The sequence below is a fragment of the Pseudomonas sp. S31 genome (genome assembly GCF_016648105.1).
Taxonomy (GTDB): Bacteria; Pseudomonadota; Gammaproteobacteria; order Pseudomonadales; family Pseudomonadaceae; genus Aquipseudomonas.
The window spans coordinates 23,564-30,538 of the sequence record NZ_JACVVE010000057.1 but is presented as its reverse complement, the minus strand read 5'-3'; the positions used below and the strand labels follow the sequence as shown (position 1 = coordinate 30,538).

The following is a 6,975-nucleotide window of genomic DNA, read 5'->3' as shown; positions in this document are numbered from 1 at the left end:
CCCCAACTCCTGCCCCCCCGGCCGGCGGCGGCGGATGTACACGCCGACGCCGAAGATCAGGATGCTGGCCAGGAACGGCACGCGCCAGCCCCAGCTCATCATGTCGTCGACCGGCAGCATCTGCACCAGGTAGAAGGCTGCGGCCGACAGCACGAAGCCGCCAGACACCCCGAGCTGGCTCCAGGCCGCATAGAAGCCGACACGGTCCTTGGGCGCGTTTTCGCTGAGCAGCAGCACGCCGCCGCCCCATTCGCCCCCCGAAGCCACGCCCTGTAGCACGCGCAGGATCACCAGGCAGGCCGGCGCCAGGTAGCCGACCTGCTCGAAGGTGGGCAGCAGGCCCATGGCGAAGGTGGCCGCGCCCATGATCGCCAGGGTCATCACCAGGGCTTTCTTGCGCCCGGCCTTGTCGCCGATATGGCCGAAGATCAGGCCGCCCAGCGGGCGTGCCAGGAAGCCCACGGCAAAGCCTGCGAACGAGGCCATGGTGCCGAGCACCGGGTCGGTGCCAGCGGGGAAGAACAGCGGGGCGAAGATCAGCGCCGCCGCAGTGCCGTAAAGGAAGAAGTCATACCATTCCAAGGCGTTGCCCAATACCGAGGCAATGACGATGCGGCGCATGGTGCGCGGATCGGTATCACGGGTGATGCTGGTGTTCAGGTTGCTCATGAGCCATCTCCAGGCAGGCCGGTCACCAGAACTTCCAGGTGTAGGAAGTGATCAGGCGGTATTCGTTGTAGTCGTTGCCGTATTTCTGCTGGGTACGCATGTTCTTCAGGTCGAACGACAGGTCCTTGAGCGGGCCGCTCTGCACCACGTAGCTGAGCATGATGTCGCGCTCGCTTTCCTGGTCGCGGGACAGGCCGGCACCGCGGTCGATGTCGGTGCCTTTGATGTAGCGGGTGAACAGCTTCAGACCCGGCAGGCCCATGGCCGCGAAGTTGTAGCCGTAGCGCACCGACCAGCTGCGCTCGTCCGGGCGTATGAACGGCAGGCTGGCCCAGTTCGGCAGCCACAGTTGCGGCACGTAGCCGTTGAGGGTCGGGAACACCGTGTCGCCGGTCATGCGCTGGTAGCTGGCGCCGATCATGTGCCCGCTCTTTTCCAGGGTCACCAGGCCGAAGTAGGCACGGTTGTCCACCGCGCCGCTGCGGGCGGCGCCGTCTTCACGGTTGTTGAAGTAGCCGACGTCGGTCTTGAGCTGGTAGCCATCGGCGAAGCGCAAGGTGTGCTTGATGCCGCCGTAGTCCTGCTTGTAGATGTCGTTGAGCACGCCGTGGAAGTAGCTGCCCTGTAGGTCCGGGGTCAACGCATAGGTCGCGCCGACGAAGTCCAGGCCATCGCTGTCCTGGCTGTCCGTGGTGCCATAGCGGTACAGGCGTTCGTGGTTGGACGACTCGCGGGTGACGATCGACCAGAAGCGCCCACCCACCAGGGTCAGGTTGTCGATGTCGCGCGACTCGAACACCGCGCCCTGATAGACGGTGTCGAGCTGGCGGCTGGGGTCGTTGGAGGCCACCGGGTAGAACGGCTTCTGATCGCCGATCTTGACCACGGTCTTGGCGTATTTCAGCTTGAGTGTGGCGCCGCCGCGGCTGTAGTCGTCGGCGGCCTGCTGGCGATGGCGGCTGAACGGCAGCGAGCCGTCGTTGCCCGTGGAGTCCAGGCGCAAGGCGTACTGGCCATTGAGGTCGAGGCCGACGGCCAGCGGGGTATCGGTGTAGCCGGACTCGAACTGCAGGTCGAAGCCCTGCGACCAGTTACCAACCTTGGAGGTCGGGGCGCTGGAGTTGGTGAAATTACGGTTCAGGTAGAGGTTTCTGAAATTCAGCGAGAGGTGGCTGTCATCCACCACATCGGCCAGGCTGGTCAGGGGTATTACGGTGCCTAGGCACAGGCACAACGATTTCGCACGCAACGGCCATTTCGGTTCCATGGGGTAATCCTGGAAGTGTGATCAGTACAAGGTCCGGGCAGTCGGGAAACTGGGCAGAGGAGGTCTGCAGGTCTGGGCCCGCTTGTCTGTCACGTATTGTTTTTGTTGTTGTTAGATATCCAGCACCAGGCGCTTGCTGCGCGCCCGGGAACAGCACAACACGATCTGTTCGTTGCTCTGTTTCTCCTCGTCGGTCAGGTATTGGTCACGGTGGTCAGGCTCGCCTTCGAGCACGTCGCACAAGCAGGTGCCGCACACACCTTGCTCGCAAGAAACCTCGGTCTTGATGCCTACATCGCGCAGGGCAGCGACCAGGGTTTGCCCCGCTTGCACTTGCACGGTCTTGCCGCTGCGCGCGGCGACCACTTCGAAACTGTCGCCCGAGGTATCGACCTCGGCCTGGAAGTACTCGTGGTGGATGTGCTGGTCGTCGTAGCCCTGTTGCCGGGCGCCCTCGATCACCCAGTCCATGAAGCCGGTGGGGCCGCAGGTGTACAGGTGCACGCCTGGGGTGCCCGGGCCGAGCACGCGGGCCAGGTCCAGTCGCTGCTCGGCACCTTCATCGCTGAAGTGGGTGAACACGCAGGCTGCGAATGGCGCGGCCAGCAGCTCGTCGACGAAGGCGCAGCGGCTGCGCGAGCGCGCCCGGTAATGCAGTTCGAAGGGCTGGCCCTGGGCGTGCAGGGCGTGGGCCATGGCGATCATGGGCGTGATGCCGATGCCACCCCCGAGCAGGATCGAGCGCTTGGCATCGCTGGCCAGCGGAAACAGGTTGCGCGGTGCGCTGATGCGCATCGGCGTGCCGGGCTGCAGCTGTTCGTGCACCGCCTGCGAGCCGCCGCGCGACTGCTGGTCCTTGAGCACGCCCAGGCGGTAGACCTTGGTCTGCGCCGGGTCACCGCACAGCGAATACTGGCGCACCAGGTCCGGGCCCAGGTGCAGGTCGACGTGGGCGCCCGCGGCGAAGCGCGGCAGCACCTGGCCGTCGATAGCGGCCAGCTCGAGGACGACGACGTCGCCCCCTTGCACCTCGCGGGCCTGGACGATCACATCGAGCAGTTGATCGCTCATGGTCGTGGCCTCAGAGGATGTAGCCGATACCGGCGAGGGTATCGTCGCTGTTGATCAGGCTGATCACCTTGCGGTGGATCTTGAAGCCGCCTTCGGCCCGCACCAGGGTGTAGGTCAGGTCGGCGCTGTAGTGCTTGAGGCTTTCCTTGCGAAACTCACGGATGTTCTGCGCAGCGCGCACGGTGACGTTGACGCCGTCATCGCCGAGTACCCGAATCCGAGAGATCGTGCGCACGGTACGTGGCTGCGGGCTGGTGGAGATCGACTCGCCGCCGATCAACCGCTGCACGCGCAGGCCGCGCATGTGGTGATCGTCGTAGGCGTAGTTGAGGGTGTTCTCGTAGTCGGTCTCTTTCGGATCGATCGGGATGATATAGGTCCCTTTTTCGGTCCACAGGTTCAGCCAGCCGTCGTACTCGCCGTGGTCGAGCATGTCGCCTTCCTGCCAGATGAACGCCGTCACTTCATTGAACAGATGCAGGTTCATCATTTGGCCTCCGCGGTCATCATCTTCTTCCACTGCTGGTACGCCGCTCGCATGCCGGTTTCGGCGCTGACGTCGGAGATCAGGCCATCGGCGCTGGGCTTTTCACCCGGCAGGCCACGGTTGAGCATGATCCACAGGTTCTCGCCGGCATTGGCGCCTTTCTGCACCCGCTCCCAGGCCTCGGAGTCGTCCGGCGTGCCGAAGCCCATCGGGCCCTGGAAGTGCTCGTGCAGGCGCAGGCGGTAGCGGTTGGCCGCGGCCGGGCCGCCGTCCATGGTGATCACCGAGTGGTGGATTTCCGTTTCCGTGACCGAGATCGGCTGCAGCACGCGGAAGAACGCCATCGAGCAGGCGACGTTGGGGAACAGGTTGAGGTTGAAGCCCGAACCGCCGACGGCGCGGACGATACGGCGCACCTGCTGCTCCTCGATGCCTTCGTCCCGCAGTTCGGCGGCCAGGGCCTCGAAGCGCTCGGGGATCGGCTTGTCGAGGTCGGCTTCGAGGTCGACCAGTTCGGGGATCATCACCATCACGCTGTGGCCGTTGCCCAGGTCTTCGACGTAGCCGGGGCCCTTGACGAAATCGAACAGCTCCAGGGTCTGCTCGTCGACCGAGGACAGGAAGCTCTTGTGCACCAGCGGGAAGTGGTAGGCGTCGGTGGTGTTTTCCAGCTGGATCTTCCAGTTGCCGGGGAAGCGGAAGCGGTGCTCGCCCGGGACCTTGATGCCGTAGCCGGCGCCCTGCTTCATGAACAGGTCCATCCACTTCTTGGCCGCGCCGAGGAAGTCTTCGAGCGGCTCGATGTCGTCCTTGAAGGTGGCGAAGACCATGCCGGCGTAGCTTTCGGTACGCAGGCTGACCAGTGGCAGCTCGGCCTTGTCGATGCAATCGCCGTAGCTTTCCGGGTGGGGGATGCCGCGCAGCGAACCGTCGAGGGCGTAGCCCCAGCCGTGGTAGGGGCAGACGAAGCTGTTGGTCTTGCCCTTCTTGTGCTCGCAGACCGTGGCGCCGCGGTGGCGGCAGCGGTTGAGCAGGACGTTGATGCCTTTCTTGCGGTCACGCACGACGATCACCGGCTGCTTGCCGATGTAGGTGGTCTTGTAGCTGCCGGCGTCGGGGACTTCGCTCTCGTGGGCGACCCAGATCCAGGTGCTGTGGAAGATCTTTTCCAGCTCGGCGTCGAACAGCGCCGGGTCGGTGTACAGGGACGTATGGACGCGGTCGGCCTGCACCAGCTCGGCCGGGTCCACTGCCAGGTTGATGGCGGGAATCAGGTTGTTCACGGAATGACCTCTGTAGGGCGTTTTCTTATGTGAGCAACGCTAAAGGGCAGGGCAGAGCGGCTCAATGACAGGCGGGAACAATGTCGTTGCGTTTTGCGCAACGACTTGCAGGGGCCAGGTCAGCGTCAGGCACTGGCGGCCATGCGCATCGCCTTGGCCATTTCCGTCGCCAGCTCGCGGCTCAGGCTATCCAGCGTGCGGCCACGGCGGGTGACGATCTGGATATCGGTGGTGTTCATCGCTTCGCAATCGATGGCCAGTGCCTTGAAGGTGCCGCTGCGGATCTCGTCGATGATCGGCAGCTCGGCCAGCAGCGTCGCGCCCAGGCCCGAGCGCACGTAGTCGAGGATCACCGCCAGCGAGTTGGAGGTCAGGGTGGGTACGATGGCGAACGGCTGATCCTTGCAGGCCGCATCGGCCAACTCTCGGACGCGGAAGTTCGCACCCGGTAACACCAGCGATTCGCTCGCCACTTCCGCCAGGCTGACGGTCGAGCGTTGGGCCATGCGGCTGTCGCGGTGCACGATCATGCGCAGCGGCTGGACCAGGCTGAACAACCGAGTCAGGCGCGCGGTGGCGCTTGGCGAAAAGACCACCCCGAGGTGGGCCTCGTCGGCCAGCACCATGCGCTGCACCTCCAACGATGGCGCACTGATGATCTCGGCCTTGTGCGCGCCGTGGGCATGCAAGAAGGCCTGCAGCGAGGCGATCGCCCGGGCGCCGAGCAGGCCTTCGCCGATGGCGATCACCGTCGAGGCCTGCTGGCGCTGGCGCAGTTCGTCGAAGCGTTCGATCAACTGCGCATGTTGGCGCACGCGTTCGACGTAGTAGCCGACCGCTGCCTCGCCGGCCGCGGTCAGGCTGATGCGGTGGGTGCCGGGGCGTACCAGTTCGATATCCAGCTCCTGCTCCAGCCGGGCGATCTGCCGGCTGACCGATGACGTGGCCACGCCCAAGGCCTCGGCGGCGGCGCGCATCGAGCCTTTGTCGTGGCTCAGGTACAGGTAGCGCAAGCGGTGGTCCTGCAAGTCGGGCGAAGCAGGGGTACGGCTGGGCATGGCGGCATCCTCAAGGCAGGCGGCGGGCAACTTCCCATTCTGGCGATGGGTAATATGGCGCGGTATGTGCTTGCGCATCGTACAACAGGTTTTTTGTTACCCAAAATCACGTGAATATTGCACTATTGTGGCGCGTGTTTTCGATGGAGGTGGTTCATGAGTGGTCATGCGATGTCTGTCTGGAATGAAAGTGTCCACGCCGTGTGCGGGCGCTTCGAAACCCGCTATGACCATTGCCAGAGCCTTTTCATCGGTGATTTTCGCCCCTCGTTGCTGGGCAGCACGCGGGTCGCTCACATCCGTAGCAATGCCAGTGCCATCGCCCGCTCAGGGCGTGAGGCAGGGCGTGACAATGATCCACATTGTTTCCTTGTGTTACAGCATCACGGGGAAATGTCCATCGAGCTGGGCGACCAGGTCATGGACCTGCGTGAAGGCGACATGGCGTTGCTCGACTCGGCCCAGGCCATGAAAATGATGCCGCGCGGGCTGTTTTCGCACGTGTCCATCCACCTACCGCGCGAGCGCTTGAAAAAACTCGACTACAGCCGTTTCGGCAAGCTTTCCACCACCGGTGCATGCGGGCAGTTGCTCGCGACCCTGGTGCGCCAGGTGGCCGAAGGCGAGCTCGAGCAATGGGCCTGCCCGGAAGACGGCGATGGCCTGCAAACCGCGCTGGTGGGCTTGCTCGGTTCGGTGCTGGAATACCGGGCGCGCGACAGTTCGCCTGGCCTGCACCTGCGCGAAGTGCAATCGTTGATCCAGCAGCGCCTGGACTCGTCACGGCTGACCCCTGCCGCCCTGGCTGAAGAGTTGGGAATTTCCAGCCGCCAGCTGTACCGCCTGTTCGAGGCCAGCGGCGACAGCGTCTGCCGTTACATCCTGCGCGAGCGCCTGCTCAAGGCCGCCCAGGACCTGCGCAACCCGGCCTACGGCCATCGCTCGATCACCGACATCGGTACCCGCTGGGGATTCGCCGATTCCGCGCATTTTTCCAAGACTTTCAAGAAGCAGCTGGGTGTGACGCCGCGGAGCTATCGTAGCCAGGGCTGATGCCGTTGAGTTCGCCGGTGGTGATGGGGCGCCTATGGGATCGCGCGGGCGGCGCGCGATCTACCCAACACCCCAACTCTCAAGCCA

The 6,975-nt window shown here is 64.3% G+C and carries 7 protein-coding genes; 1 reads left to right on the top strand and 6 read right to left on the bottom strand.

What is annotated here, in order from left to right; translation table 11 throughout:
• From IAE37_RS26605 to IAE37_RS26580, 6 genes are all read right to left on the bottom strand, one after another.
• Positions 1-669 (bottom strand): MFS transporter (locus IAE37_RS26605; protein WP_236410184.1); only part of this gene is annotated, 669 nt, incomplete at its 3' end.
• Between the two features lie 22 nt (positions 670-691).
• Complete coding sequence (locus IAE37_RS26600) at positions 692-1,936, bottom strand: OprD family porin (protein WP_201178428.1); 1,245 nt, start codon at positions 1,934-1,936, stop codon at positions 692-694.
• A 111-nt stretch (positions 1,937-2,047) separates the two neighbouring features.
• Entirely contained in the window at positions 2,048-3,007 is a 960-nt protein-coding gene (locus tag IAE37_RS26595; protein WP_201178427.1) for a PDR/VanB family oxidoreductase, read from the bottom strand.
• A 10-nt stretch (positions 3,008-3,017) separates the two neighbouring features.
• A complete protein-coding gene (locus IAE37_RS26590; RefSeq protein ID WP_201178430.1) occupies positions 3,018-3,494 on the bottom strand; it encodes an aromatic-ring-hydroxylating dioxygenase subunit beta in 477 nt (158 codons plus the stop codon).
• Positions 3,494-4,777, bottom strand: coding sequence for an aromatic ring-hydroxylating oxygenase subunit alpha (locus IAE37_RS26585; RefSeq protein ID WP_201178426.1), 1,284 nt, complete (start codon positions 4,775-4,777; stop codon positions 3,494-3,496). The genes IAE37_RS26590 and IAE37_RS26585 overlap by 1 nt, the downstream gene beginning before the upstream one ends.
• 125 nt (positions 4,778-4,902) lie before the next feature.
• Positions 4,903-5,835: a LysR family transcriptional regulator gene (locus tag IAE37_RS26580; protein ID WP_201178425.1), complete on the bottom strand. Its 933-nt coding sequence runs from the start codon at positions 5,833-5,835 to the stop codon at positions 4,903-4,905.
• Positions 5,836-5,991: 156 nt separating this feature from the next.
• Here IAE37_RS26580 and feaR point away from each other — a divergent pair, with 156 nt between their 5' ends.
• On the top strand, positions 5,992-6,888 hold the full coding sequence (feaR, locus tag IAE37_RS26575; protein ID WP_201178424.1) for a transcriptional regulator FeaR: 897 nt from the start codon (positions 5,992-5,994) through the stop codon (positions 6,886-6,888).
• The last annotated feature ends 87 nt before the right edge of the window (positions 6,889-6,975 follow it).